This is a genomic window from Nocardioides lijunqiniae (assembly GCF_015024225.1).
In the GTDB taxonomy this organism is placed as follows: Bacteria; Actinomycetota; Actinomycetes; order Propionibacteriales; family Nocardioidaceae; genus Nocardioides; species Nocardioides lijunqiniae.
Window position 1 is genome coordinate 84,278 of sequence record NZ_JACJGM010000010.1, and the last position, 25,679, is coordinate 109,956.

Here is a 25,679-nt window from a genome sequence, read left to right on the forward strand (position 1 = left end):
AGGCAGACTGGACGACGCGAGGAGCAGCACCCATGACGACCACGATGACATCGGGGACCGAGACCGTGACGACCGACGGAGCGAGCACGAGCACCACCGCGGGGACCGGCACGGGCGAGCTCGCGGACTTCGACGGGCTGACCGAGCGCTACCAGCGCGAGCTGCTGGCCCACTGCTACCGGATGAGCGGCTCGGTGCACGAGGCCGAGGACCTGGTGCAGGAGACGTTCCTGCGCGCGTGGAAGGCCTCCGCCGACTTCCAGGGCCGCTCCTCGGTCCGCACCTGGCTCTACCGGATCGCCACCAACGTCTGCCTCACCAACCTCGAGGGCCGGCCGCGCCGCCCCCTGCCGGCCGGGCTCGGCACGCCCGACCAGATGGCCGGCGACGCGCTGGAGCAGGACCACGAGGTCGCCTGGCTGGAGCCGGTGCCCGACGCGGCCGTCGTGGTCGCCGAGCGCGACTCCATCCGCCTCGCCTTCGTGGCCGCGCTGCAGCACCTCCCCGCGCGCCAGCGCGCGGTGCTGATCCTGCGCGACGTCCTGCGCTGGTCGGCGGCCGAGGTCGCCACGGCGCTCGACACCACCACCGCGGCGGTCAACTCCGCCCTCCAGCGCGCGCACGCGCAGATGAAGGAGCGCGGGCTCACCGAGGACAGCGTCGAGCCGGCGCTCACCTCCGCCCAGCAGCAGCTCCTCGAGCGCTACGTCGAGGCGTTCTGGCGCAAGGACGTCGACACGATCGTGCAGCTGCTGACCGCTGAGGCCGTGTGGGAGATGCCGCCGTTCACCGGCTGGTACGTCGGTGCCGCCAACATCGGCGACCTCATCGACACGCAGTGCCCCGGCGGCACGCACGACATGCCGATGCTGCCGACCTCGGCCAACGGCCAGCCCGCCTTCGGCCTCTACATGCGGGCCAGGGACGGCAGCGGCTTCGTGCCGTTCCACCTGCAGGTCCTCGAGCTCGAGGGCGAGCGGGTCAAGCACGTCGGCGCCTTCTTCGACGTCGACTTCACCCGCTTCGGGCTGCCGGCCCACCTGCCCGCCGACCACACGCCCTGATGACCGCGCTCGACGCCTCCGTCGAGCTGCTCGACCGGTCGCTGTCCTACACCCGCGTGGCCCTCGCCTCCGTGTCGGACGCCGACCTGGGGCGGCCGACCCCGTGCACCGGGTGGGACCTCGCCCGGCTGCTCGCGCACATGGAGGACTCGCTGGACGCCTTCGACGAGGGCGCCTCCGGCCAGGTGCGGCTCGAGCGCAGCGTGCGCGCCGGGGTGCGCGTGCGTGCGCTGCAGGAGAAGGCCTGCCGCCTGCTCGGCACGTGGAGCGCCGAGCCGCCGACCCGCACCCGCATCGGCCCGCACCTGGTCGACACCTCCGTCCTGGTGCTCGCGGCCGCACTCGAGATCACGGTCCACGGCTGGGACGTCGCCTCGTCGCTCGGTCTCTCGCACCCGGTGCCCGACGACCTCGCCGCCCGACTTCTCCCGGCCGCCTCGGCACTGGTCAGCGCCGACGACCGCGGCACCCGCTTCGCGCCCGAGCGGCCCCCTCCTAGCACGAGTGGCGACTCCGCGCGGCTGCTTGGCTTCCTCGGCCGGCAGCTGACTGGTCCACCTCGTCACGATATGCGCAATCGCGACACCGGACCCCGCGCGGCTTCCTAGCCTGGGGGCATGTCCCCGTCCGAGGCGCTGCCGCCGCCCGCCGCCCACCTCACCGACCGGCTCCACACGGCGTCCGCCCTGGTCAGGGCCGGTGCGATCGGCGCGGCGCTGGGCGAGCTCGACGCGCTCGCGGCCGGCTCCGACGCCCTCGACGAGACCGGCCGCGCCCGTCTGCTGGCCCTGCGCGTGGAGTGCCGGCTGGCCCGCGGGGACCTGGCCGAGGCCATGCGGCTGGCCGACCAGCTCGCGCCGTACGTCGAGCGCGCGGGCCTCGCCGCCGGCTTCGCGCACCAGGCCAAGGGGGAGCTGGCGGCCGCCCTCGGCGACGCCGAGCACGCCGTCGACCACCTCCTGGCCGCCGGGCGCGCGGTCGCCGGGCTGCCCGAGGACCCCGAGCTGCTGACGTGGCGTGCCGGCGCGGCGCTGGGCCTGGTCCTCACGGGCCACCACCACGAGGCGGCCGAGCTGGCGACCGAGCAGCACCGCATCGCGGTCGCGCACGGATCGGCGTACGCGATCGCGCAGGCGCTGCGCACGCTGGCGGCCGCCGACCCCGGCGGCCACCGGGTCCGGTCGCTGCGCGAGGCGCGCGCCGTGCTGGCCGGCGTCGAGGCCGGACGGCTGGCGGCCCAGGTCGACGCGGATCTCGCCGGCCTGCTGCTGCTGCGCACCGACCCCGCCGCGCTGCCCGAGGCGGTGCTGCTGCTCCGCGGGGCCGAGCACTACGCCGGGATGGAGGAGCTCTGGCCCCTGCAGAGCCGGATCCGCCGGCTGCTCGACCGCTGCGGCGAGCCGCCGCACCGGCTGCGGGCCGAGGCGCTCACCGTCCTCACGCCGGCCGAGCTCCGGGTCGCGGGTCTCGTGGCCGCCGGGCTGACCAACCGCCAGGCGGCCGAGCGCCTGGAGGTCTCGGTGAAGGCCGTCGAGTGGCACCTCTCGCGCACCTACCGCAAGCTCGGGATCGGCTCGCGCGCCGGGCTCGAGCTCGCGTTCGGCGTCCCCGCCTGAGCGTCCTCAGTCGCGCAGCGGGTGCGCGATCTCGTCCTGGGGCAGCTTGGCCCAGACCGTGGCGACGACCGCGGCCACGGTCGGGACCACCGCGGCGATGAAGAACGTCGCGCGCAGGCCGATCGCCTCCGACACCGGCCCGGCCAGCGCCATCGACACCGGCATCAGGCTGATCGAGACGAAGAAGTCCAGCGACGCGACGCGACCCAGCATGTGGGGCGGCACCCGGCGCTGCAGCAGCGTGCCCCAGATGACCATCGGCGCCGAGAACATCGCGCCCAGCACCAGCGCGGCGACGACGACCTGCCACACCGCCGTGGCCACACCCATGACGGCGAGGGGCAGGCAGCCGACACCCCACATGAGGTTCATGACGGTGAGGTAGCGACGCGGCATCCGGAACGACGCCATCGCCAGCGACCCCACCGCGCCGCCGATGCCGAAGGCGCCCAGCACCAGGGCGTGGTCGCCCGGTCCGCCGCCGAGCCGGTCCTTGACCAGGAACGGCACCAGCACCTCCAGCGGCCCCATCAGCACCAGGATCATGATCGAGGCGAACAGCAGCGTGGCCAGCAACCACGGCGTGCGGACCATGTAGACGAAGCCCTCGCGCATGTCGGCCAGCGCGCCGGCGATCGCGGGCCGCGAGTCGTCCACCGCCTCCGGGTCGCGGCGCACGGCGGTCTTGGGCACGGCGGTCAGCGCGAGCAGGCCGAGCCCGGACGCGGCGGCCGCGACCCCGATCGCGGCGCTGGAGCTCAGGATCCCGACGACGACGCCGGCGACGCCCGGGCCCACGGCCTGACCGATCGTGGGGCGGACCATGCCCTCGAAGCCGTTGACCGCCATCAGGTCGGACTCCGGCACCAGCGCGGGCAGCCACGCGGAGTAGGCGGGGTAGTAGAAGGCCATGCCGGCCCCGGCCAGGAACGTCACGACGGCGAGGTGCCAGAGCTCGGTGCGGTCGGCGTAGGACAGCGCGGCCACGGTGGCCATGCCGGCCAGCTCGAGCGCGGCGACCCCGATCAGGATCGTCTTCTGCGGCACCCGGTCGGCCACGACGCCGGCCAGCAGCGCCGGGAGCAGCACGCCGACGGCGCCGGCGGTGGTCACCGCCGACAGCTGCCCGGGGCCGCCGCCGATGCGGATGACCTCCCAGACCAGCCCGACGGTCCACACCCCGCTGGCGAAGGTCGTGAGCACGAGCGCGACGGCGAGCCGCCGGTAGGCCGGGTGGCGGAACGGCGTGAGCGCGCGCGGGAGCTGCCGCCGTGGCGGCTGGTCGGCGACCCCGTCGGGGTCGACCGCGAGCTGGTCGGTCATGGCATCCTCCGTCTCCCATGGTGACGGTGAGGACCGACATCCGCGACCCGATTCATCGGTGGTCCCTCCCGCCGGCGACCAGCACGACCTTGCCCAGCGCCCGGCGACCCTCGAGATCCGCGTGCGCGCGGGCCGCCCCGGCCAGCGGGTACGTCGTGACCAGCGGGCGCCACTCGCCTGCCGCGACCCTGGCCAGCGCCCGCCGGGCCAGCCCCGGGATGCCGTCGGGGAGTGCCATCATGCGCGGGCCCAGGCTCCACCCCACGGTGAGGCCGCGCTCGACGACGTCGCGGGTGTCGAAGCGGGTCGGCTCGCCCGCGGCGTAGCCGAACATCACGTGCCGCCCGCCGGGACGCAGCAGCTCGAGCGCCGTGCGGCCCAGCTCTCCGCCGACGCCGTCGTAGACGACCGTGACGCCGCCGCGCTCCCGGACCGCCTCGTCCCAGCCGGGCCGCCCGTAGTCGACCACCTCGCCACCGAGGTCGACCAGGGCCCGGGTGCGCTCGACGCCGCGGGCCGCGGCCACCACGTCGGCGCCCGCGGCCATCGCCGACTGCGCGAGCAGCCAGCCGAGGCCCCCGGCCGCGGACAGCACCAGCACGGTGTCGCCGGGGCCGACCGGCTCCAGCTCCACGACCCCGAGGGCCGTCCGCCCCGTCCCGACCGCGGCGACCGCGTCCGGGAACGACACGTGGTCGGGGACCGCGAACAGGGTGCCGACCGTCGTGACCGCCTGCTCGGCGTACCCGCCGGGCACCATGCCGAGGTGGGCGACCACGCGGCGCCCGACCCAGGACCCGTCGACGCCCTCGCCCACGGCGTCGACGACGCCCGCCACCTCGCGGCCCGGCACGGTCGGCAGATCGGCCGGCGGCAGCGGGCCGCCGGCCTCGCCGCGGCGCAGGGTCGTGTCGAGCAGGTGCACCCCGGAGGCCTCGACCGCGATCCTCACCTCCCCGGCGGCGGGCTCGAGGTCGGGGAGGTCGTCGAGGACCAGGACGTCAGGGGGGCCGAAGGCGTGGTGCCGGATCGCATGCATGATCCCAGTGCACAAGGTGAAGCTAACTTGAAGTCAAGCGTCCTGGACCCGGCGTCCTCGCTCGGTCGGCAGGCTCAGTGTGGCCAGTGGACCAGCGACACCCGGTCGCCGCGCGGGCTCTTGATCACGGTGGCGACCCAGTCGCGGCCGCTGCCGACCAGGGACCCCGGGGTCCTGAGCGACACCTCGCCGCTGCGGACAGATCGCAGCTCGAGGAGCTCCGCGTCGCCCTCCGACTGGGTGAGGGCGAGGTAGCCGGCCGGCTCGACGTCCTGAAGCGTGAGAGAGGGCGTGCCCGTGGCCTGCCAGCGCCGGCGATGGGTCCGGGCGTCGAGGCCCTGGAACCTGCGGAAGGCGCTGTCCGTCACGACGTCGACCCCGGCGAAGGAGGCAAGCACCCGGCGCCGGCCCCCGTGGTCCCAGAGGGTGCGGCCGGTCCTGGCGTCGAGGAGGAGCCCCACCCGGTCTCCCGCCACGACCTCGATCCGCCCCCGTCCGAGGGGGGTGACGTCGAGAGCGAGCGCGCAGTCGGCGTCGGGGCCCGTGGCCTCGCGGGGCAGCGTCCAGTCGAAGGACCGGCTCCACACCTCTCGCCCGTCGAGACGACGGGCCACGAGCACGGCCTGGCACGCCCGGCCCACGGACCCGGCGACGGACTCCTCGACGAGGAGGCGTCCCGCCGCCTCGAAGAAGTTGCCCAGCTGATCGGGCCCGAGTCGCTCGCCGGTCTCGGCATCGAGCACCCGGACCAGGGTGCGCTCGCCGTACGGATCGGCCGTCCGGTCGGTGCCGTAGGGGAAGCTGGTGATCTGCACGGTCGCTCCGACCACCCTGAGCGCGTCCACGGACGCGGGTGTCCGCCACCTCTCCCGCCCCGTGGCCGGGTCGAGCGCCATGACCGCGCAGCCGTCCGAGGCGCCGTCGCCCCGCCCCCCGCACGCGGAGGCGAAGACCGAGGACGGCGTCACCACGACCTCGCCCACGTCGCGCTGCCAGCGCAACCGACCGGTGCGGCCGTCGAGGACACGGACGTGGGGAGACCTCCCGGCGCCCCGGTCCGTGTCCTCCGGGATGGAGTAGCGAACGACCATGTCGCCGGCGGCGAAGGCCTGCGGGTAGCCCCGGCGCGACGCGGGCTCGCGCACGACCCACTCCTCCTCGCCCGCGGCGTCCAGCCGCACGGTGGCAGCCGACGTCATCACGACGTGGCCGTCGCCGATGGCGGCCACGGCCTCGACGGGCTCGCCGTACGCGCGGCTGAGCCACCGGACGTCCCCCGCCCGAGGCCCGGCAGGCGCGGGCGTCGGGGTCGCGTCGGCCGACGGCGAGCCAGACGCCGGTCGCTCCGACGAGGACCCCTGGCCCGAGCACGCGACCGCGGCGAGCAGGACGACCGCCGCTGTCGCGACCCTGCCTGCGGAGAACCTCATGGCGGCGCTATCCCCGGCATCCCGCGACCGCAAACGTGGGGCGGCCGCGACCGCGTCGGCCTCAGTCGGCGGGCAGGGCGACGTACGTCGTCTCGAGGTACTCCTCGATGCCCTCGAAGCCGCCCTCGCGGCCGAAGCCGCTGGCCTTCATGCCGCCGAACGGCGCCGCGGGGTTGGAGACCAGGCCGGTGTTGACGCCGACCATGCCGAAGTCGAGCGACTCGGCCAGCCGGATCGTGCGGGCCAGGTCGCGGGTGTAGACGTAGGAGGCCAGGCCGTACTCGGTGGCGTTGGCGCGCTCGATCGCCTCCGCCTCGGTCTCGAACGTCGTGATCGGCGCGACCGGCCCGAAGATCTCCTGGGTGTTGATCGCGGAGGCCGGCGGGACGTCGACCAGGACGGTCGGGGAGTAGAAGAAGCCCGGACCGCCGGGCGCCGAGCCGCCGGTGACGACGTGGGCGCCGTCGTCGACCGCGTCCTGGACGAGCCGGGTGACACCGTCGAGCGCCTTCTCGTCGATCAGCGGGCCGACGTCGACGCCGTCGTCCTGACCACGCCCGAGGGTGAGGCCGCCCATCCGCTCGCCGAGGCGCTCGCCGAACTCGGCGGCCACGCTGCGGTGCACCAGGAACCGGTTGGCCGACGTGCAGGCCTCGCCCATGTTGCGCATCTTGGCCACCATGGCGCCCTCGACGGCGGCGTCGAGGTCGGCGTCCTCGAACACCAGGAACGGCGCGTTGCCGCCGAGCTCCATGCTCAGCCGCTGGAGCTGGTCGGCGGACTGCGCGACGAGCGTGCGGCCCACCGCCGTGGAGCCGGTGAAGCTGACCTTGCGCAGGCGGTCGTCGGCCTGCAGGGCGGTGCTGAGCTCACCCGTGGAGGACGTCGTGACGACGTTCAGGACGCCGGCCGGCAGACCGACCTCCTCGAGGATCGCGGCCAGCGCCAGCATCGTCAGCGGCGTCTGCGAGGCCGGCTTGACGACCATCGTGCAGCCGGCGGCGATCGCGGGCCCGATCTTGCGGGTGCCCATCGCCAGCGGGAAGTTCCAGGGAGTGATGAACAGGCACGGACCGACCGGCTTGCGCACCGTCAGCAGGCGGCTGCCGCCGGCCGGTGCCTGCATCCAGCGCCCGTGGATGCGCACGGCCTCCTCGGAGTACCAGCGGAAGAACTCCGAGCCGTAGGCCACCTCGCCCTTCGCCTCGGCGACAGGCTTGCCCATCTCCAGGCTCATCAGGTGCGCGACGTCGTCGGCGCGCTCGGTGAGCAGGTCGAAGGCGCGGCGCAGGATCTCGCCGCGCTCGCGCGGAGCGGTGCGCGCCCAGTCGGCCTGGGCGGCGGCCGCCGCGTCCAGGGCCTCGACGGCCTCCTCGGTGGAGGCGTCGGCCACGTCGGTCAGCACCGAGCCGTCGGCGGGGTCGATCACCTCGATCCGGGCGCCGCTCGCGGCCTCCCGCCAGGTGCCGCCGATGAAGAGATTGCGCTGCTGGGCGCCCAGCAGGTCGAGTCCGGTCATGAAATCACTCTGTCACCTGGGGACAACCAGGGAAACGGATACGGGGTCACGGTCGGGGGCGTAGCATCGAGGAGTCGACTTTCGAGGGAGCACCGAGAAGGCGACGTTGAGCCCCTTGCCGACCCCATGCGGCAAGGGGCTCTCCCCTTTCCGGGGCGGGAACCACCTCTCCGGACCTCCTCCGGACCCCCCTCCGGACGCCGACGCGGGGCCCGGCCGGCGGCCGGACCCCGCGCGGGGTGTGCGTTGCGGACGGGCCTACGGCACGTCGTACCTCAGGGTGTAGGAGCCGGAGCCCGAGTAGGCGTAGACCTCCACCCGGTAGGTACCGGCCCCGGCGGTGTAGGCGATCGACTCCGTCGAGGACGAGCCCTCGCTCGCCGCGACGTCCGACCAGGTGCCGCTGCTGCTGCGCCGCTGCAGGAACAGGTCGAAGTCGGTGCCGGACGGGCCGGTGAGGCAGGCGTTGATGACGCCGGCCGCCGCGGTGAAGCCCGACGTGGACGGCTTGTACGACGAGGCGCGCGACGCGACGGTGCCCGAGGCGGTCACCTCGGAGCAGGTGCCGCCGCCGGGAGGCGTCGAGCCGCCGCAGGTCGGCTCACCCGACTGCGCCGGGACCGAGACGGCGTCCCACGCGGCCTTCACCTTGGTGAACGTCGAGCAGTCGGTCGAGCCGTAGAGGTTCTTCGTGGCGGTCAGCGTCGCCACGCGGGCCTTGCCGTGGGTCCACGACGAGGTCTTGAGCAGCAGGCCGTTGTAGAAGATCTTGCCGGCGGTCTGGATGCCGACCCCCGTGACGGTCGAGCCGTTGCACGTGGGCGACGCCGGCGAGGCGTTGGAGCCCTGCGAGAGCAGGTAGAACCAGTGGTTCAACGGGCCCGCGGCGGCGTGCACCTCGGTGGTGGGGATGCTCGAGGAGTAGCAGTTGGGGTCGCCGACGGCACTGGGGTTGTACATGTTGCGGATCGGCCCGTTGCCGACCAGGTTCGCCTCCTCCCCGACCAGGAAGTCGGCCGGGTCGTTGGGGTTGGCGGCGTACGCCTCGGTCAGGGCGCCGAAGATGTCGCCGGCCGCCTCGTTGAGGCCGCCGGTCTCGTTGCCGCCGGTCGAGCCGCCCGGGGTCGTCTGGAAGATCCCGTGACCGTTCTCGTGGGCGACGATGTCGATCGCGGTCAGCTGGCGCGCGTTGTCCTGGCTGTGGCCGAAGTTGATGATCGAGCCGTCGTAGTAGGCGTTGACGTCGTTGAGCCCGACCCGTGCGGGGTAGTTGCTGCCGTTGCCCTTGATGCCGTTGCGGCCCAGCCAGGCCGCGAGCATGTCGGTCTCCTTGCCGGCGGCGTACAGCACGTCGACGCAGGCGGTCTCGAGGTTGGTGCCCGAGCCGTTGCCCCACACGTCGTCGGTGCCGGTGTAGGCCGCGCCGTTCTGGCCGCCGCACTTGAGGCCGGGGTGGGCGGTGTCGGTCATCGAGTACGACGAGCCGGAGCCGGAGGTGCCGATGCTGACGGCGCCGTTGTAGTAGCCCGTGCCGCTGCCGTGCATGACCTGGTCCCAGGCGAGCAGCACCTTGCCGGTGCGCGCGTCGGTCCACACCGTCTGCAGGGAGGGGCTGCCGGCCTTGCGCCCGGTCACCTTCGTCACCCAGGCGAGGCGGGGCGTGCCCTCGGCGTAGACGGTGAGGCGCGGCCTGGTGACCCGGGCGACCCGGGTGACCTGACGACGGGCGGTGGCGCGGGCCTGGGCGCGGGTGACCGTGGGGCGCACCGACGGCAGCGAGATCCGGCGCTCCTGGCCGCTGGTCGAGCCGGTGACCTTGCCGGACTCGTCGACCGCGAGGACGAAGTCGCCGCCGTAGACGGGCAGGCCGCGGTAGGTGCGCGAGTAGGCGACGTAGTGGCTGCCGCGCGAGCCGGGCGTCGTCGAGACCCGCGTGAGCGCGTCTCGGGCGCCGGCGCGGAACGCCGTCCGGTGCTCGCGCACGTAGTCGGAGGCGGCGTCGATGGCGCGGGTGCGGCCCTCGCCCTTCGCCAGGGCCTGGCCGGTCTGGGCGGTCTCTGTCCGGGCCTGGGCCTGGGGTGCCGGGGCGGCGGGGGCGGTGTACGACGGCGCCTGGACGCTCAGCGCGAGCGCGCCGGACAGCGCGCTCGCCAGCGCTGCGCCGAGCAGCGTGGTGGCTCTCATGGTTCTCCCTGGGGGTGGTGGGTGGGGGTCCTGCGCAGGGCACCGGGGTGACGGTGTGGCCTGGACCCGAACCTAGGAACGTCACCCCCCGGGGGTAAGGGGGGAAACCCTCGTCTACCCGCGGCGCGGGTCGGCCGGTGGTGCGGCGGAGGGCGCCGGGGTGGGCGGGGTGGGCGGGATGAGTCGTGTGTCGCAGGCAGCGCCCCGGCGCGGTCTCCGGCACACGACCCGGATCCGACTCGCCCCGACCAAGCTTCGGCGGCCGCGGGTGGGTCGTGTGTCGCAGGCAGCGCCCCGGCGCGCTCTCCGGCACACGACCCGGATCCGACTCGCCCCGCCCCCCAGGCGCGCCGGCCCGCTACTCCGGCGGCTGGGGGACGAGCAGGGTGGCGAGCTGGGTGCGGGAGCGGAGGTCCAGCTTGCGGTAGATGCGGGTGAGGGTGGCCTCGACGGTCTTGACGCTGACGAAGGTGCGCTCGGCGATCTCGCGGTTGCTGGCGCCCTGCGCGACCTCGCGGGCGACCCGGCGCTCGCCGTCGGTGAGCCGGTCGAGCAGCGGGTCGGCGCCCTGGCCGGGCGGGTGCGGGAGCAGCTCGGCGCGCACCTGGTCGGCCCACGAGCGGGCGTGCAGGGACGTGAACAGGTCGTGCGCGTCCTGGAGGGCCGCCCGCGCCGCGGCGACGCGGCGACGGCGACGCTCGAGGTGGGCACGGGTCACCAGGGTGCGGCCGAGGTCGATGCGCATGCCGACGTCGGCCGTGACCTTGGCCGAGCGGTCGAGGACCAGCTCGGCGCCGACCAGGTCGCCGCGGGCGACGAGCAGCTCGGCCTCGGCGCGGTCGAGCTGGGCGGCGACCCCTTCGGTGCCCCCACGCCCGTCGAGCACCCGGCGCGCCTGCGCCAGCAGCGACTCCGCGTCGTCGAGCTGGCCGAGGAGGACCAGGGCGCCGACCAGCTCGGCCTGCCAGCGGTTGACCGTCGGGTCGGCGATGCCGTGCTCGTGCTCCAGCTCGCGGATCCGGGTGAGGGCGTCGCGGGCGCCGCTGGCGTCGCCGCTGCGCATCAGCCCCTGCCCGAGCAGGATCAGGTGGCGCTGCAGGTAGCGGTTGTCGCCTCGCTCTGCCGCGGCCTCCGCGCCTCGCTGGGCCAGCGTGACGGCGCGCCCCAGGTCGCCGCCCACGAGCTCGGCCTGGGCGGTGATGAACCAGCCGGTGTGCGCGCTGAGCCCGAACTCCTCCCCCACGGTGGTCGCCCGCTCGGCGTACTCCATCGCCTCGCGGCACCGCCCGGTGCGGGCGGCGACCTCCACCAGGCACCGCAGCACGTGGACGTGGTCCATGCCCGCCCCGCGCTCGACGTGGGCCAGCATCGCCAGGAAGCCGCTCCACGCCTCGTCGAGCCGGTCGTCGTAGAGGGCGAAGCGGGCGGCCATGTAGGCCGGCGAGGTGTGCAGGAACCCGGTCGGCACCGGCACGTCGAGGGCGACCGCGCGGGCGAGGTGGTGGTCGTGGTCGAGGCCCAGCCAGCGCCGCGCGACCGCGAGCGCGGTCAGCCCGACCGCCAGGTCGTCGATGTCCCCGGACGCCTCCAGCAGCCCCACCGCCCGCTCCGCCGACCGCGCCGCGGCGGCGGGTCGCGCCTCCATCAGCGCCATCCGTGCCCGCTGCAGCAGCACCATCGCGACCAGCCGGTCGTTGTCGCCGGCGTCGGCGAGCGCGGCGGTGAGCACCTCGTCGAGGAACGCCGGGCCGCTGGCGGCGAGCTCGGGCACGGCGAGCCGCACCCGCACCGCCTGGGCCGGGGTCGCGGGCGTCTCCAGGAAGTCGGTGAGGCCGCGGTTGAGCAGGTCGACGTGGTTGCCCGGCGCGGCGGTCTCCACCGCCGTGGCCAGCCACTCCACGCGCTCCTGCGCCAGCTCGCAGGGGGCGCGGTCGGCGGCGAGGAGGTAGAGCTCCGCGGCGATCTCGCGGCCGCCCGACTCGAGCGCCTCCCGGGCGGCGAGCCCCAGCTCGTGGGCCAGGTCGGCGTCGGGTCGGGGGTCGGCGAGCGCGACGTGCCGCATCCGCTCCGCCGGCGTCGTGGCCACGTCGGCCAGCCGGCGGTGGTGCTCGGCGCGGTCGGTGGCGGCGACCGCGTCGGTGACGATCGCGCGCAGCATGGTCGGCGTGAACCGCACGACGCCCTCCGGGCCGGTGACCAGCCCCGCCTGCGCGGCGCGGCGCAGCTCCTCGTCGGCGCCGAGGCGTCCGGCGCGCTCCAGCTGGCGCACGGTCGGGCGGTGGAGGAGGGCGGCGAGGCACAGCGACTCGCGCACGTCGGGTGGCTGGGCGAGGAACCGGTCGCGCAGCACCCGCTCCAGGCTGGTCGGCAGCGGTGTGGGCCGGCCGAGCAGCGACGGCGTCGCGCCGATCGCGCCGGCGAGGGCCAGCGCGAGCGAGGGCACGCCGCCGGACTCGACGTAGAGGGTGTGCGCGACGTCGGCGGGCAGGCCGTGGGCGCAGAGCAGGTCGACCATGTCGTCGGCCTCGAGCGGTGGCACCTCCAGCGGGTGCAGGTCGCTCACGTCGGCCTCCGTGCCGCGGTCGCCGGGCCCGACCGTCGCGACCACCGAGACCCGGCCCCGCAGTCGCCGTCGCGCGTAGCCGACGATGCGCGAGGACTCGCCGTCGAGCCACTGGACGTCGTCGAGCAGCAGCAGGATCGGCTGCTGGGCGGCCCACGCGTCCAGGACCGCGTGGAAGGCGGCCGCGAGGTCCGAGCGCAGGTCGTCGGTGGCCTCGATGCCCACGAGCCCCGACCCGACCACCGCGCGCGTGGTCGGGGGCAGGTCCGCGACGAACGCCGCCGGCACCTGCGCGAGCAGGTCGCGCAGGGCCGCGAACGGCAGCGCGTGCTCGTCGGCAGCACCCCCGGCGCGGAGCGACACCGCGCCCCGCCCCGCGCGGTGCTGCTCCTCGAGGTGGTCGAGCAGGGCGCTCTTGCCGACGCCCACCGGTCCGTGGAGCGCGACGGACTCGCCCCGCCCGAGAAGGACCTGGACCTCCGAGAGCAGGGTGAGACGGCCGACGACCCGAGACACCGCTGCCAGGGTAGGGCCCGGCCCTGCGGCGGCGACAGCCCTCCGGCGCCGGAGACCGGAAGCTCGCACGGCCCCGCGAGGACCCAGCGCCGACCCAGGGCGGTCTCAGCGCGCCTTGCGCAGGAAGGCCTCCAGGATGGGTCCGGCCGTGCGCGAGCCGGAGGCCCCGAGCTCGACGAAGACCGCCACGGCGAGGTCGCCCTGGGCCGCGATCATCCAGGCGTGCGTCTCGACGCGGCCGCCGCGCTCGAACTCCGCGGTGCCGGTCTTGGCGATCACCTCGGGTCCGGGCACGTCCTGGAGGCCGGCGCCGCTGCCGTCGGTGACGACGCCGCGCATCATCGCCTTGAGCTCGCGCGCCTCTCCCGCGGTGAGCGGCTCCACGTCGGGCGGGGTCACCTCGACCGAGGGCAGCAGCCGCGGGACCACCACCGACCCCTGCTGCACGGAGGCGACCACCGTCGCCATGGCCATCGGGGAGGCCAGGACCCGGCCCTGGCCGATGAGGTTGGCGGCCTTCTCGGTGCGGGACGCCGCCGGCTCCACCTGCCCGAAGTAGGCCGGGAAGCCCAGGTCGTGGTCGATGCCCATGCCCAGGGAGGCGGCGGCCTCGAAGAGGTCGAGCTCGCCGAGCTTGGGTGCCTGCGAGATGAAGGCGGTGTTGCACGAGTTGGCCAGCGCCGTGCGCAGCGGGATCCGCCCGACCGCGGAGGCGGGGTAGTCGGAGTAGTTCTTGAAGCGCTTGCCGTCCACGGTCAGCGTGGTGGTGCACGGCACCGGGGTGTCGGGGGTGACCCCGGCGCGCAGCAGCGCCAGGGTGCTGGCGGTCTTGAACGTCGAGCCGGGCGCGAACTGCCCGAACGTGGCGATGTTCTGCCCGCCGGTGCCCGGGCCGTTGGCCGCGACCAGGATGTCGCCGTTGCTCGGGCGCAGCGCGACGATCGCGCTCGAGGGTCCGACGTCGCGCAGCAGCAGCTCCGCCTCGACCTGGAGGTCGAGGTCCATCGTGAGCTCCAGCGGCCGGCCCGGGGCGCCGTCGACCCGGAAGAGCTCGCGCTCCTTGCCGTCGGAGCCCACCGCGTTGACGACGGCACCCGGCATGCCCTGCAGCTGCTCGTCGTAGCGCGACTGCAGCCCGGAGAGGCCGGCCTGGTCGCCGGGCTGGTAGCGCTCGGGGTCCTCGGCCACCATCTCGGCGGTGACCTCGCCGACGGTGCCGAGGATGGGCGCCGCGAACTCCCGCGACGGTGCGAGCGGGACGTCGTCGCCGAGCGCGCGGGCGCCGGGGATCTGCTCGTAGCCGCTGCCGACCCGGGGTGGCACCTGGTCGGCGCGGTAGACGATGGCCTCGACGAACGCGAGCGCGCCGGCGCCCCTGACCTGCTTGACGAACGGCGCCACGTCGATGCCGACGAGGCGGGCGAGGCTGCGGGCCGACGCCCCCGCCTGGGCCGCCGGCACCTGGCCCCGGTCGATGCCCAGGCGCACGACGTCGCGCGGGGTGACGATCTTGAGACCACGCGCCCCGACGATGTCGCCGCGGGCGGCGCGGACCGGGGTGAGGTCGAGCGTGGTCGACGCGCCCAGGGACGGCTCGACCAGCTCGCGGGTCCACACCACCTGCCACTCGTCGTCGACCCGGCTCAGCGTGGCCTCGCTGTCGTAGGTCCACGGCCGGTCGGCGGCGATCGGCCAGGTCCAGGACAGCGTGGCCGTGGCGGTGTCGCCGTCGGTGGTCACGTCGCCGGCCTCCACGGTCGGCTCGACCTCGCCCATGCCCTTCACGACCTCGCCCAGCTCGGCCTTGACCTCGGCCGAGGTGGCCTGGGTGAACGGAACGTCGGCGAGGTCACCGCTGACCAGGCCGTCGGCCAGCGCCTGCGCCGCTGCGTCGGGGTCGGGTCCGCGGTCGGCCGGGTCGCCGGAGGAGTCGCACGCGGCGAGGAGCAGGACGAGGGCGGTCAGGCCCGCGAGTCGAGAACGCATGCCTCCCTTCTAGCACCCGCCGCCCCGGCCCCCGGTCATCAGTGGCGGGCGAGCCACCGGTCGATGTCGATGCCGGCGCGCCGTGCCGCGACCCGTGCGGCGCGCGTCGTCAGGTCGGGCACCCGGAACGTCTCGGGCTCGATGCGCGAGTCCGCTGCGGCGTAGCGCCGCTGCGAGGCGGCGATCTGCGCGGCCGGCACCCGCGCGCCGTACGACGTGGGCGTGGTGCGCGCGGAGGCGCCGGTGAGCAGGGGGCTCACCAGCGGCGCGTAGCCGGAGGAGTGGCCGGGGCGGTTGGGGTGGTAGCTCTCGCTGATCGGGTTGGAGAGCCCGTTGAGCCACTCGGGGCTGTCGCAGACGGCGTGGCCGACGAAGCGGCTGGTGGGGTTGGCGAAGGCGAACCCGCGCGCCGACGCGGCGGCCGCGAGCTTGCTGTTGAGCAGGTCCGCGGTCTGGTTGAGCCGCGTCTCCTCCGCGGGGGAGAACCACGTCAGGGCGTTGCAGTCCTCGCCCTGGAAGATGCGGGGGTAGCCCACGACGACGACCTTGGCGCTGCTGGCGCGGGAGCGGATCGAGGAGTACAGGGTGGTGAGCCGGCCCGGCAGGGTGGTGCGGATGAAGGCCTGCGCGGTGTCGATGGCGCCGTCGCAGTCACCGGCCCACCAGGGCGTCGCGCACTCGGTCAGGACGCCGGTGAAGTCGGCGTCGTTGCCGCCGACGGAGAGCGTGACGTAGCGGGTGGTCGCCGACAGGGCGCCGAGCTGGGTGCTGGTGACGTCGGCGATCTTCGCGCCGGAGCAGGCGCGGAAGTTCAGCGCGTAGCCGCGCGCCGCGGCGACCAGGCTCGGGTAGGCGTACGTCGAGCGCTGGCACGAGGTGCCGTCGGCGATGTAGGAGCGGGTCCCGGTGCCCGACGAGTAGGAGTCGCCGAGGGCGACGTAGGCCGGACCGGCCGCCTGGGCCGGTGGGGCGACGAGCAGCGCCGAGGTGGTGGCGAGGGCCGCCAGCGCGAGCAGGGCGGCGCGAGCGGGACGAGCGAGACGTGTGAGCACTTCCGAGACCTCCGAGAACCCGGGCACCACGCGATGTGGCACGGGTCACACACCCTGCCACTACCAGTGGGGCGTCGACCAGAGGGCGCCGCCGTCGGTCGCCCCGGTCACCAGGTCCTCGACGTGGTCGCGGAAGCGGGGGCAGGTCGCGATGTCGTGGGCGCGGCAGCGCAGGGCGTGCTCGGTCATCTCCCGGGAGCGCTGCATCTCCTGCATGCGCCGGTCCAGGTCCGCGACGTGCTGCTCCAGGACCCGGTGCCGGTCCCCGGACTCCGCGTCGAGGAGCACGAGGATCTGGTCCAGGCTCATGCCGGCGGCCTTGCTGCGCAGGATCACCGCGACCCGGTAGACGTCGTCCCGGGCGTAGCGCCGGCGTCCTCCGCCGTCGCGCGCGGGGTCCAGGAGCCCCACGTCCTCCCAGTGGCGCAGCACGTGCGTGGCCAGCCCGAAGCGGGCCGCGAGCTCGCCGACCGACAGGTCGACCTCAGCGCTTGACTTCATGTCAACATGAAGACACATCCTCGTGGCTGACACAAGTTCTCGACGTCAGGAGACGCAGATGCAGATCGACCAGTACGACGTGATCGTGGTCGGCGGTGGACCCGCCGGCCTCCAGGCCGCCCTCACCCTGGGCCGCATGCACCACCGGGTGCTGCTGCTCGACTCGGGTCACTACCGCAACGACCCGGCCGACCACCTGCACAACTTCGTGACCCGCGACGGGACGCCGCCCGCGGAGTTCCGCGCGCTCGCGCACCGCGACCTCGACGAGTACGCCACCGTCGAGCGGCGCTCCGTCGCGGTGTCCGCCATCGAGCCGGCGGGCGCCAACGCCGCCGGCGACGGCTTCACCGTCACCCTCGCCGACGGTGCGCAGGCGCTGGCCCGCCGAGTGGTGCTGGCCACCGGGGTGCGCGACACGCTGCCCGAGCTGCCGGGCCTGGAGCCCCTCTGGGGCAACGTCGTGGCCCACTGCCCGTTCTGCCACGGCCACGAGTTCGCCGGCGGCCACGTCGCGCTGCTCGGCGCCGGTCCGCACACCCCGCGCGTGGCGCTGATGGTGTCGCGCATCGCGGACCGGGTGACCGTGCTGACCGACGGCGCCGGCCTGGACGAGCCGACCGCGACCCTCCTGGCGGGCGCGGGCATCGCCGTGCGCGCCGACCGCGTCAGCGGCCTCTCCCCCAGCGAGACCGGCGCGACGGTGTCGTTCGAGGACGGCCCGGCCGAGGAGGTCGCCGGGATCTTCGTGACCACCACGCTCACCCAGTCGGCGCCGTTCGCCGAGCAGCTCGGCCTGGCGATGCTGCCCTCGGGCGGCATCGAGATCGACGTCATGGGCCGCACCAGCGTGCCCGGGGTCTACGCCGCCGGGGACCTCGCCCACGTCGCCGAGGTCCCGATGGCGTTCGCCTCCGTGCTCACCGCCGCCTCCGCCGGGCTGGTCGCCGGGGCCGCGTGCGTCGCGGACCTGCTCGCCATCGACCACCGGATGCCGGTGCCGGCCTGAGCCAGGCCGCGTGGGCCCGGGTCCGTCGACCGGGGGCGCCTCGTGCCACGATCGTGCCCATGATGGTGGCCGAGGCCCTGATCGAGCGGGCGGACCTGCAGAAGCGCGTCGAGCAGCTGCGCCAGCGCATCGAGACCAACGCCCGCTACCAGGAGGGCGAGGAGCCCTCGGAGGACGCCGCCACCCTGCTGCGCGAGTGCGGTGACGTCCTCGTCCAGCTGCGTCGAGTGGTGACGGCGATCAACCTGACCAACGCCACCACGACCGTCGCCGACGGCCGCACGCTCACCGAGCTGCTCGCCGAGCGGGAGGCGCTCCGAGCACGGCACTCGGTGCTGGTCGCGGCCGCGGCAGCCGCGTCGGGCAGCGGGCACGGGTACCGCCAGATGCGCAGCGAGCTCCGTCAGATCGCCGCGCTGCCGGTCGCGGAGGTGCGGCGCGAGGCCGACCAGGTCGCGCGGGAGCTGCGGGTCCTCGACGTCCTGGTCCAGCGGACCAACTGGGAGGCCGTCCTGGTGGAGGTCTGAGCTCAGAGGTGGTGAGTCGGTAGGCGCACCGGAGCGAGCACGAGCCGAGCCGGGCGGTCAATCCCGGCTCCGCGGCGCGGTGGGCAGCGCCTGGCCGACTGGCCTTCACGCACAGCCCAGCACCGTTCACCGGTGACACCGCACGCAGGACGACTCATCACCGTGTGCTGGCCGGTCGCCGAGGGCGGGTACGGGGACCTCACCACCACTCGGCGTCCGCGAGGGCGACACTCCACGTCTGGGTGTCGCCCTCCGCTCGCCGCCGTGACGACGTCAGCTCTTCTTGTGGCGCGGCTTCTTGAAGGGCCGCTCGCCGCCGTCGGCGTCGCCGCCCTCGGGCGGACGGGTGCGGTTCATCCGCGGGCCCTTGTCCTCGGTGAGCTCGATGAGCTTGCCGCTGATGCGGGTGTTCTCGAGCTTCTTCCAGACCTCGGCGGGCAGCTCGGCCGGCAGCTCGACGAGCGAGAAGTCCGGGCGGATCTGGATGTGGCCGAAGTCGCCGCGGCTGAGGCCGCCCTCGTTGGCGATGGCGCCGACGATCTGGCGGGGCTCGATCTTGTGGCGGCGTCCGACGTTGATCCGGTACTGCGCCATGGGCTGGTCAGAGCCGCCGCGCGGGCGCCGCTCGGGGCGGTCGCCGCCCCGCTCCGGGCGGTCCTTGCGCGGGGAGCGCTCGGCGCGGTCGGCGCGCTCCTTGGCCGCCGCACGACGCTCGACCTCGGGGTCGAGCAGCAGCGGGGTCTCGCCCTGCATCGCGATCGCCAGCGCCGCGGCCACGTCGACCTCGGGCACGTCGTTCGCGCGGATGTAGTGGCTCACCACGTCGCGGAAGAAGCCGATGGACGGCGAGCTCAGCGCCTGCGTGATCTGGTCGTCGAAGCGCGCCAGGCGGGTGACGTTGACGTCCTCCGCGGTCGGGAGCGCCATCTTGGTCAGCGGCTGGCGCGTGGCCTTCTCGATGTGCTTGAGGAGGTACTGCTCGCGCGGGGTCACGAACGAGATCGCGTCGCCCTTGCGCCCGGCCCGGCCGGTGCGCCCGATGCGGTGCACGTAGGACTCGGTGTCGGTGGGGATGTCGTAGTTGATGACGTGGCTGATCCGGTCGACGTCGAGCCCGCGCGCGGCCACGTCGGTGGCGACGAGGATGTCGAGCTTGCCGGACTTGAGCTGGTTGACCGTGCGCTCGCGCTGCACCTGGGCGACGTCGCCGTTGATCGCCATCGCGGAGAAGCCGCGGGCGCGCAGCTTCTCGGCCAGGGTCTCGGTCTCGTTCTTGGTGCGGACGAAGACGATCATGCCCTCGAAGTTCTCGACCTCGAGGATGCGCGTGAGGGCGTCGACCTTCTGCGGGTAGCTGCAGATCAGGTAGCGCTGGGTGGTGTTGGCCGAGGTGGTCGTCTTGTTCTTGACCGTGATCTCGACCGGGTCGTTGAGGTACTTCTTCGACAGGCGCCGGATCTGCGCGGGCATCGTCGCGGAGAAGAGCGCGACCTGCTTGGTCTCGGGGGTGTCGGCGAGGATCGTCTCGACGTCGTCGGCGAAGCCCATGTTGAGCATCTCGTCGGCCTCGTCGAGCACCAGGAAGCGCAGCTCGGTGAGGTCGAGCGTGCCCTTCTCCAGGTGGTCCATGATCCGGCCCGGGGTGCCGACGACGATGTGCACGCCGCGGCGCAGGGCGCTGAGCTGCACGCCGTACGCCTGGCCGCCGTAGACGGGGAGCACGTGGACGCCACGGGTGTGGGCGGCGTACTTCTCGAAGGCCTCGCAGACCTGGAGCGCGAGCTCACGGGTCGGCGCGAGCACGAGGGCCTGCGGCTTCTTCTGCTTGACGTCGAGCTGGTCGAGGATCGGCAGCGCGAACGCCGCGGTCTTGCCGGTACCGGTCTGCGCGAGGCCGACCATGTCGTTGCCGGCGAGGAGCGGCGGGATCGTGGCGGCCTGGATGGCGGACGGGCTCTCGTAGCCGACGTCCTTCAGGGCCTTGAGTACTGCGTCACCGAGCCCGAGGTCCGCGAACGTGGGAGTCGCTCCCTCGATCGTGTCGGTCTCTGATGGTGTGGTCACCCGTCAACGGTAGTGGCTTCGCGGCCCCGCGTCCGATTCGCCAACGCGGTGGCTTGTATCACGCCGCCCCCCACGCGCCGCGCGGGCCCGAGCCTCAGCCGCGCCGACCGGCCCCGCCGGCGCCCGGCACCTCGTCGTGCTCGCCGCGTGCCGCGGCCTCGACGAACGCCGCGCGGGCCTGCGTCGCCGCCTCGACCTGGGCTCCGATCACCGCGAGCACCAGGTCCCTCCCGCCCGCCTCGAGCGTGGGCTCGGCCCAGACCCGCTCCCAGGACGTGGCCCCGGACGCGACGCGGTCGTGCAGGCTGCGCCACTCCAGCGGCGCGTCGGGCGCGCCGGTCAGGCCCTCGAGCAGCGCGCGCGTCTGGTCGTCGAGGCCGTCGCGCTGCTCCTCCTCGCGGGCCCGGGCCACGTGCTCGGCGACGCGGCCGAGGGCGTCCTCCAGCCGACGGGTGGCGTCGTGCGCCACCGCCTGCTCCAGCTCGGCCCCGGGGTCGGTCGCGGCGGGCGCCGCCGCGGACGCGTCGTAGAAGCCCTCCGGCAGGGCAGGGCCGGTCACGCGGTGACCTGCGGCTCGCCGCTGCTGCCGCCCGGGTAGGTGCCCTCGAGCGGGCCGGGCGCCATGAGCATGTCGTCGCCCTCCTCGTACTGCTCGGGCGCGGAGTCGGGGAGGTCCTCGTACTCCTGGCTCCCCATGTCCTCGAGCGCGCCGTCGAGCTCGTCCTTGGCCTGGCCCGCCTCGTCGCCGAAGTCCTTGACCTTGTCCAGGGACGCCTCGATGTCGTCCATGCTGGCCGGCAGGTCCTCGAGCGCCTTCATCTCCCCGACCATCGGCAGCTTCTGCACCGCGTCGAGCACCTCCTGGAACTTGTCCAGGCGCTCGGCCTGCGTCTCCGCCCAGGCCTTGATCTCGTCGACGAGCGCGAAGCAGTCGTCGATGATCTGCTTGCACTGGGCGATGTCGTCGATGATGTCCTGGATGACCGCGCCCTTGGTCTTGACGATGTCCAGGGCCAGGAGGAACCACCCCAGGCCCGGGACGAAGCGGCTGGCGATCTTCGAGCTCAGCTTGCCGAGCTTCTTGCCGAGGATGACGAGCACGTCCTCGACCTCGACCGCGATCTTCTCGGAGACGACGGCGATCTGGTCGAACACCGCCGAGCCCTTGCCGATCCCGAAGCCCACGGTGGCCATCACGGCGTGGTAGAGGTTCAGCTGGGCGTGCAGGGCGAGCCCGGCGTGACCCTGCAGGCCCAGCTCGACCTTCCCCGAGAGCTGCGTGAAGTTCATCCCCCAGGCCCGCATGGCGCCGTCGACGATGCGGCACGCCGAGGCGTTCTCCTGGATCCGGGCGTAGTTGGCCGACAGAGGGAAGACGATGTAGTCGCGCAGGCTCTTCTCCGAGAGCCGGTCGATGTTGAGACCGATCCCCAGACCGTTGATGAGGTCGACGCCCTCGTTGATCGTGTCGCGAGCGGTGTCCCAGGTGGCGGCCGCGCCGTCGAAGGCGTTGTTGTGGTTCTGCCGCTCGTCGCCCTCCTCGGGCTCGCCCAGCGAGTCGCCGAGGTCGGCGATCTCGAACAGCTCGATGTCGACGTCGATCGGCGGGGGCCGCAGGTGCGAGGGGATGCCCGAGCCGCGGTAGTGGGTGAAGACGTGGCCGATGTCGCCGTCGCGCAGGTCGATCTGGCGCACCGTGTTGTGGATGGCGTCCCCGACGCCGTCCCACCGTCCGTCGAACACCTGCCGCATGTCGGTGAACCACCCGCCGAGGGTGGGCAGCATGTCGCCGATGGGCTTCATCGCGCAGGTGTCGTAGTCGAAGCCGCTGGCGTTGCAGACCCGCTCGTTGAAGTAGGTGTCGATCTCGTAGGCCTGGTCGCCGACCTTGTTCATGGCGGCGAACATCCGCTCGAGGTTGCCCCACTCGATGGTGATCTGTCCGCCGGTCACGCTGGCCCCCGCCCTGCGGCACGCCCGTCGCGCCGCGCCGGTGGCCTACCCCGCGAGCGACCGGCGCAAACGGCGCGGCGCTCAGCCGGCGTACGCCGCCGCGATCTCGGTGGCGACCCGGGTGAGCTCGGCCTCCGGACGCGGCTCGCCCACCACGCTGTTCTTGGCCTCCACGACGAGATGTCCGGCCTCGACCTCGACCAGGACCCTCGCCAGCTGCTCGCCGACGTACTCCCCGGTCATCAGGACCGCCGGGACCCCACCCACCTGCACCCGCTGCTGCTCGAGCGCGGGGTCGGACTCGTACTCGACGAGCTCGTCGAAGCTCATGACCGGCTCCTGGAAGGTCCACGTGAGGTCCAGCCCGTCGTCGGCGCCGCGGACCGTGGCGCACCGCTGGCTGGTCCCCTCCTGCCGGGGGCCGCTGACCCGTTGCTCGGAGCGGGTGATCTTCGTCAGCTGCTCGTCGGTGACGACGTCGCACGGCGCCCCGGCCGGCTCGGCCTGCCCGTCCGGCTCGGCCGACCCGCTGGGCTCGTCGGTGGGCTCGTCGGTGGGCTCGTCCGTCGGCTCGCTGGTCTGGGACGACTCGCCGGCGTCGGGGTCGTCACCGTCGTCGCCGCACCCGGCCAGGAGCAGGGACAGCACGACGACGGCGGCAGCAGCGCTCGCGAGGGGGCGTCTCATGCTGACGTCCTACCCCCTTCGGAGGCCGCTCACTCCACGGTGACGCTCTTGGCGAGGTTGCGAGGCTTGTCGATGTCGTGGCCGAGGACTTGCGCGGCGTGGAAGGCGAGCAGCTGCAGCGGGATCGTGAGCAGGATCGGGTCCAGCTCGCGCGCGCTGCGGGGCACGTCGATGCGCTGGACGTCGAGGCCGCGCAGGTCGACGTCGGGGTGGGTCACGACGACGAGAGGGCCGCGGCGGGCGGCGATCTCGTGCAGCGCCCCGACGTTGCGGTCGGTGAGCTCGTCCTCGGGCACGATCGCGACCGTCGGCACCTCGGGCGAGATCAGCGCGAGCGGGCCGTGCTTGAGCTCGGAGGTCTGGTATGCCTCCGCGTGCCGGTAGCTGATCTCCTTGAACTTCTGCGCGCCCTCGCGCGCGACCGGGAAGCCGCGCACCCGGCCGACGAAGAAGAGCGACTCCGCCTGCGCCAGCCCGGTGGCGATCTCTGCCAGCCGGTCCTCGCCGTCGAGGACCTCCTGCAGCTGCGCGGGGAGCGCGATCAGCGCCTCGATCAGCCGCTTGCCCTCGGAGATGGACAGGTCGCGCACGCGGCCGAGCTGGAGCGCCAGCAGGGCGAAGCCGAGGAACATGTTGGTCAGCGCCTTGGTGCTGGCGACCGCCACCTCGGGCCCGGCGTGCAGGTAGATCCCGCCGTCGCACTCGCGCGCGATGGCGGAGCCGACGACGTTGACCAGGCCTACGACGCGCCCGCCCTTGCGGCGGATCTCCTGGACGGCCAGCAGGGTGTCGATGGTCTCGCCGGACTGACTGACGGCGACGTAGAGGGTGTCGTGCTCGATGATCGGGTTGCGGTAGCGGAACTCGCTGGCGGCCTCGGCGTCCGCCGGGATGCGCGCCAGCTCCTCGATCAGCGAGGCGCCCATCTGCCCGACGTAGTAGGCCGAGCCGCAGCCGAGGATCTTGACGCGCCGGATCTCGCGGGTCTCGCGGGCGTCCATGTTGAGGCCGCCGAGGTGGGCGGTGCCGAAGCGCTCGTCGAGCCGCCCGCGCAGCACACGCTCGGCGGCGGCCGGCTGCTCGAGCATCTCCTTGCGCATGAACGACTCGTGCTCGCCGGCGTCGTAGGAGGCCGGGTCGACGTCGACCTCGGTGGCCGCGCGCTGGACCTGCGTCAGGTCCTGGCGGTACGTCGTGAAGCCGGTGGCGGTCACCGTGGCCATCTCGCCGTCGTCGAGGTGCGCCACGGTGGTGGTGTAGCGGACCAGCGCGCCGAGGTCGGAGGCGACGTGCATCTCCTTCTCCCCCACGCCGATGATCAGCGGGCTGCCGTTGCGGGCCACCACGATCCGGTCGGGGAAGTCGGCGTGCAGCACCGCCACGCCGTACGTGCCCTCGATCGCGGCCAGCGCCTCTGCGACCCGCTCCTCGAGCGTGTCGGCCGTCGAGCGGGCGATCAGGTGCGCGAGGACCTCGGTGTCGGTGTCGCTGGCCAGCTCCACGCCCTCGTCGGTGAGCCGCTCGCGCAGCGCCGCGGCGTTGTCGATGATCCCGTTGTGGACGACGGCGACGTCACCCGTCGCGTCGACGTGCGGGTGGGCGTTGACGTCGTTGGCCGGGCCGTGGGTGGCCCAGCGGGTGTGCCCGATGCCGACCTTGCCGCTGAACCGCTTGGGCAGCTCGGCGCTCAGGTCGCGCACCCGCCCGGCCTTCTTCGCGACGCGGAGCCCGGACCCGAGCACGGCGACCCCGGCGGAGTCGTAGCCGCGGTGCTCGAGACGGGTGAGCCCCTCGAGGAGCAGCGGGGCTGCCTGCTGGGTGCCGATGTAGCCGACGATGCCGCACATGTCTGTGGTCCTCTAGGTGTAGATGAGGCGGCGTATCTGCCGCTCGGTCAGGCGGGGAGCGGCCACCACGCGGTCGGCCAGCTCGCTCGCGATGCGCGCGAAGATCTCGGGGTTCCTCGCGCCGTACGTCTTCAGCTCGGTGTGGCGCCGGCGCACGTAGTGCTCGACGGGCTCCGCCACGAACGCGAGCACGTCCTCGATGACCCGGGCCGCCTCCGCCGGCGACAGCCCGGTGCTCGCGGCGACGCGCTCCACGAGCTCTCGGTCCGGTGCCACGTCTTGAACTGTGCCGAGACCGGTCTCGTGGCGCAAGTTTCTGCCCGTTTTCGGGCAAGGCGCTCGATATTGGGTCTCGTGCGTCGGTGTCTGGAGTGGATCCTGGGCGCCCTGGGGACCGTGGGGGCACTCCTCGACGGTGTTCATCCGGAAGGGTGGAGCGACTGCGGCCTTCCCAGGGCTCACATGGGGGTCAGGTGGGGCGTGAGCGTCGATTCCAGGCGTGGGCTGTCACTCCAAGTGGGGATGTGCTAGATTGGTGAACACCAGATGAACAGGAGGTGTCCCATGTACGAATCCCAGATGTCCGACCAGCTCGTGATGCGCTGGATCCCCGTTGTCGACCCGTCCGGTCGCACCCACATGGAGTCCTGCTGGATCTCTGCCGCGCAGGCCGCCCCGGCGCCCGCCGTGCAGATCCACCACGCGGCCTGACCGCCGACCCGCACCCGCGGGTTCTTCACACCCTTCGCACCGCCTCGCCGCTCCTGCGGCGGGGCGGTGTGGTGCGTTCGGGGCTCAG

General features: G+C 73.8%; 21 protein-coding genes. 6 read left to right on the top strand and 15 right to left on the bottom strand.

Annotation, left to right across the window (positions count from 1 at the left end; genetic code table 11):
* Positions 1–32 precede the first annotated feature (32 nt).
* From IRQ30_RS08840 to IRQ30_RS08850, 3 genes are read left to right on the top strand one after another with little or no spacing between them, the layout of a single operon-like run.
* On the top strand, positions 33–1,064 hold the full coding sequence (locus IRQ30_RS08840; RefSeq protein WP_227463697.1) for a sigma-70 family RNA polymerase sigma factor: 1,032 nt from the start codon (positions 33–35) through the stop codon (positions 1,062–1,064).
* Positions 1,064–1,672, top strand: a complete 609-nt coding sequence (locus tag IRQ30_RS08845; protein WP_193612557.1) for a TIGR03086 family metal-binding protein — start codon at positions 1,064–1,066, stop codon at positions 1,670–1,672. The genes IRQ30_RS08840 and IRQ30_RS08845 overlap by 1 nt, the downstream gene beginning before the upstream one ends.
* A gap of 9 nt (positions 1,673–1,681) precedes the next feature.
* Entirely contained in the window at positions 1,682–2,680 is a 999-nt protein-coding gene (locus IRQ30_RS08850) for a helix-turn-helix transcriptional regulator (RefSeq protein ID WP_193612558.1), read from the top strand.
* 6 nt (positions 2,681–2,686) lie between these two features.
* On the opposite strand, the gene IRQ30_RS08855 is transcribed toward IRQ30_RS08850, so the two are convergent.
* The 9 genes from IRQ30_RS08855 to IRQ30_RS08895 all read right to left on the bottom strand — a co-directional run bounded on the left by IRQ30_RS08855 (position 2,687) and on the right by IRQ30_RS08895 (position 16,793).
* Complete coding sequence (locus IRQ30_RS08855) at positions 2,687–4,003, bottom strand: MFS transporter (protein WP_193612559.1); 1,317 nt, start codon at positions 4,001–4,003, stop codon at positions 2,687–2,689.
* 52 nt (positions 4,004–4,055) lie between these two features.
* Positions 4,056–5,042 carry a zinc-binding dehydrogenase gene (locus tag IRQ30_RS08860; RefSeq protein ID WP_193612560.1) on the bottom strand — a complete coding sequence of 329 codons (987 nt, stop codon included), beginning with the start codon at positions 5,040–5,042 and terminating at the stop codon, positions 4,056–4,058.
* 74 nt (positions 5,043–5,116) lie between these two features.
* Positions 5,117–6,472: an outer membrane protein assembly factor BamB family protein gene (locus IRQ30_RS08865; protein ID WP_193612561.1), complete on the bottom strand. Its 1,356-nt coding sequence runs from the start codon at positions 6,470–6,472 to the stop codon at positions 5,117–5,119.
* Positions 6,473–6,533: 61 nt separating this feature from the next.
* Positions 6,534–7,991: an NAD-dependent succinate-semialdehyde dehydrogenase gene (locus IRQ30_RS08870; RefSeq protein ID WP_193612562.1), complete on the bottom strand. Its 1,458-nt coding sequence runs from the start codon at positions 7,989–7,991 to the stop codon at positions 6,534–6,536.
* 258 nt (positions 7,992–8,249) lie between these two features.
* Positions 8,250–10,175, bottom strand: coding sequence for a M4 family metallopeptidase (locus tag IRQ30_RS08875; RefSeq protein WP_193612563.1), 1,926 nt, complete (start codon positions 10,173–10,175; stop codon positions 8,250–8,252).
* Positions 10,176–10,533: 358 nt separating this feature from the next.
* Positions 10,534–13,254 carry an AAA family ATPase gene (locus IRQ30_RS08880; RefSeq protein ID WP_193612564.1) on the bottom strand — a complete coding sequence of 907 codons (2,721 nt, stop codon included), beginning with the start codon at positions 13,252–13,254 and terminating at the stop codon, positions 10,534–10,536.
* A 105-nt stretch (positions 13,255–13,359) separates the two neighbouring features.
* Positions 13,360–15,240: a penicillin-binding transpeptidase domain-containing protein gene (locus tag IRQ30_RS08885; RefSeq protein WP_193612565.1), complete on the bottom strand. Its 1,881-nt coding sequence runs from the start codon at positions 15,238–15,240 to the stop codon at positions 13,360–13,362.
* 38 nt (positions 15,241–15,278) lie between these two features.
* Positions 15,279–16,292: a GDSL-type esterase/lipase family protein gene (locus tag IRQ30_RS08890; RefSeq protein ID WP_193612566.1), complete on the bottom strand. Its 1,014-nt coding sequence runs from the start codon at positions 16,290–16,292 to the stop codon at positions 15,279–15,281.
* Positions 16,293–16,352: 60 nt separating this feature from the next.
* Positions 16,353–16,793 (bottom strand): helix-turn-helix domain-containing protein, encoded by a 441-nt coding sequence (locus IRQ30_RS08895; protein WP_193612567.1) that lies wholly within the window; start codon positions 16,791–16,793, stop codon positions 16,353–16,355.
* 58 nt (positions 16,794–16,851) lie between these two features.
* Between IRQ30_RS08895 and IRQ30_RS08900 the strand changes: the two genes are divergently transcribed.
* Both IRQ30_RS08900 and IRQ30_RS08905 read left to right on the top strand, forming a co-directional pair.
* Positions 16,852–17,802: an NAD(P)/FAD-dependent oxidoreductase gene (locus tag IRQ30_RS08900; RefSeq protein WP_193612568.1), complete on the top strand. Its 951-nt coding sequence runs from the start codon at positions 16,852–16,854 to the stop codon at positions 17,800–17,802.
* A gap of 59 nt (positions 17,803–17,861) precedes the next feature.
* Entirely contained in the window at positions 17,862–18,329 is a 468-nt protein-coding gene (locus IRQ30_RS08905) for a DIP1984 family protein (RefSeq protein WP_193612569.1), read from the top strand.
* A gap of 273 nt (positions 18,330–18,602) precedes the next feature.
* Here IRQ30_RS08905 and IRQ30_RS08910 read toward each other — a convergent pair whose 3' ends face one another.
* The 6 genes from IRQ30_RS08910 to IRQ30_RS08935 form a co-directional block, all read right to left on the bottom strand.
* Positions 18,603–20,393: a DEAD/DEAH box helicase gene (locus IRQ30_RS08910; protein WP_193607640.1), complete on the bottom strand. Its 1,791-nt coding sequence runs from the start codon at positions 20,391–20,393 to the stop codon at positions 18,603–18,605.
* A 94-nt stretch (positions 20,394–20,487) separates the two neighbouring features.
* Positions 20,488–20,952, bottom strand: a complete 465-nt coding sequence (locus IRQ30_RS08915) for a hypothetical protein (RefSeq protein ID WP_193612570.1) — start codon at positions 20,950–20,952, stop codon at positions 20,488–20,490.
* Positions 20,949–22,346 (bottom strand): hypothetical protein, encoded by a 1,398-nt coding sequence (locus tag IRQ30_RS08920; RefSeq protein ID WP_193612571.1) that lies wholly within the window; start codon positions 22,344–22,346, stop codon positions 20,949–20,951. The genes IRQ30_RS08915 and IRQ30_RS08920 overlap by 4 nt, the downstream gene beginning before the upstream one ends.
* A gap of 81 nt (positions 22,347–22,427) precedes the next feature.
* Complete coding sequence (locus tag IRQ30_RS08925; RefSeq protein WP_193612572.1) at positions 22,428–23,033, bottom strand: DUF3558 family protein; 606 nt, start codon at positions 23,031–23,033, stop codon at positions 22,428–22,430.
* Positions 23,034–23,062: 29 nt separating this feature from the next.
* Positions 23,063–24,880: a glutamine--fructose-6-phosphate transaminase (isomerizing) gene (gene glmS / locus IRQ30_RS08930; RefSeq protein ID WP_193612573.1), complete on the bottom strand. Its 1,818-nt coding sequence runs from the start codon at positions 24,878–24,880 to the stop codon at positions 23,063–23,065.
* A gap of 12 nt (positions 24,881–24,892) precedes the next feature.
* Positions 24,893–25,156, bottom strand: a complete 264-nt coding sequence (locus IRQ30_RS08935) for a hypothetical protein (RefSeq protein WP_193612574.1) — start codon at positions 25,154–25,156, stop codon at positions 24,893–24,895.
* Positions 25,157–25,444: 288 nt separating this feature from the next.
* Between IRQ30_RS08935 and IRQ30_RS08940 the strand changes: the two genes are divergently transcribed.
* Complete coding sequence (locus IRQ30_RS08940) at positions 25,445–25,591, top strand: hypothetical protein (RefSeq protein ID WP_193607646.1); 147 nt, start codon at positions 25,445–25,447, stop codon at positions 25,589–25,591.
* Positions 25,592–25,679 lie beyond the last annotated feature (88 nt).

Coding starts and splice junctions, on each gene's coding strand:
- IRQ30_RS08840 (WP_227463697.1), top strand. CDS start 33: ATGACGACCACGATGACATCGGGGACCGAGACCGTGACGACCGACGGA.
- IRQ30_RS08845 (WP_193612557.1), top strand. CDS start 1,064: ATGACCGCGCTCGACGCCTCCGTCGAGCTGCTCGACCGGTCGCTGTCC.
- IRQ30_RS08850 (WP_193612558.1), top strand. CDS start 1,682: ATGTCCCCGTCCGAGGCGCTGCCGCCGCCCGCCGCCCACCTCACCGAC.
- IRQ30_RS08855 (WP_193612559.1), bottom strand. CDS start 4,003: ATGACCGACCAGCTCGCGGTCGACCCCGACGGGGTCGCCGACCAGCCG.
- IRQ30_RS08860 (WP_193612560.1), bottom strand. CDS start 5,042: ATGCATGCGATCCGGCACCACGCCTTCGGCCCCCCTGACGTCCTGGTC.
- IRQ30_RS08865 (WP_193612561.1), bottom strand. CDS start 6,472: ATGAGGTTCTCCGCAGGCAGGGTCGCGACAGCGGCGGTCGTCCTGCTC.
- IRQ30_RS08870 (WP_193612562.1), bottom strand. CDS start 7,991: ATGACCGGACTCGACCTGCTGGGCGCCCAGCAGCGCAATCTCTTCATC.
- IRQ30_RS08875 (WP_193612563.1), bottom strand. CDS start 10,175: ATGAGAGCCACCACGCTGCTCGGCGCAGCGCTGGCGAGCGCGCTGTCC.
- IRQ30_RS08885 (WP_193612565.1), bottom strand. CDS start 15,240: ATGCGTTCTCGACTCGCGGGCCTGACCGCCCTCGTCCTGCTCCTCGCC.
- IRQ30_RS08895 (WP_193612567.1), bottom strand. CDS start 16,793: ATGAAGTCAAGCGCTGAGGTCGACCTGTCGGTCGGCGAGCTCGCGGCC.
- IRQ30_RS08900 (WP_193612568.1), top strand. CDS start 16,852: ATGCAGATCGACCAGTACGACGTGATCGTGGTCGGCGGTGGACCCGCC.
- IRQ30_RS08905 (WP_193612569.1), top strand. CDS start 17,862: ATGATGGTGGCCGAGGCCCTGATCGAGCGGGCGGACCTGCAGAAGCGC.
- IRQ30_RS08925 (WP_193612572.1), bottom strand. CDS start 23,033: ATGAGACGCCCCCTCGCGAGCGCTGCTGCCGCCGTCGTCGTGCTGTCC.
- glmS (WP_193612573.1), bottom strand. CDS start 24,880: ATGTGCGGCATCGTCGGCTACATCGGCACCCAGCAGGCAGCCCCGCTG.
- IRQ30_RS08940 (WP_193607646.1), top strand. CDS start 25,445: ATGTACGAATCCCAGATGTCCGACCAGCTCGTGATGCGCTGGATCCCC.